Origin of the sequence: Segatella copri (assembly GCF_019127135.1) — a bacterium.
In the GTDB taxonomy this organism is placed as follows: domain Bacteria; phylum Bacteroidota; class Bacteroidia; order Bacteroidales; family Bacteroidaceae; genus Prevotella.
This window is the reverse complement of the sequence record NZ_JAHOEA010000206.1, coordinates 1-383: the sequence shown is the minus strand read 5'-3', so window position 1 is coordinate 383 and position 383 is coordinate 1. Positions and strand designations below refer to the sequence as shown.

The following is a 383-nucleotide window of genomic DNA, read 5'->3' as shown; positions in this document are numbered from 1 at the left end:
GCCTCTGTTCGGGCTACGCCGGCAAGTTTTCCCACTTCTACACCCGGCAACAAGTGGCAGAAATCATCGAATTTCTGGATGAACCATAAAAAATCACCCTGGAAGGGAATGCATACAACACACTATGCATATCCCTTCCAAGGTGAATTTAATAAAAGTGCAATCATCGCAATAATACTATTGATTTTACGTTCTTTTCAAAGAAAGGGGTTGTGCAATAGTGGCTTAAAGGCTAAAAGCATTACCTTTGTAAATAATATCAAAACAGAGTATAATGGAAGAAAACAATATAACAGTAGATAAAGCTGTCCAAACCATAAAAGGGGCTATTTTGCGAGCTCAAGCACAGGCGAGCCAGTCAAGTAATGCCATACAGTTGTCTT

The 383-nt window shown here is 39.7% G+C and carries 1 protein-coding gene; it reads left to right on the top strand.

The genetic code is table 11. From position 1 onward, the window contains the following. The coding region (locus KSW37_RS15885; RefSeq protein WP_217315412.1) for a hypothetical protein at positions 1-303 on the top strand (303 nt) is incomplete at its 5' end. Positions 304-383: the final 80 nt, after the last annotated feature.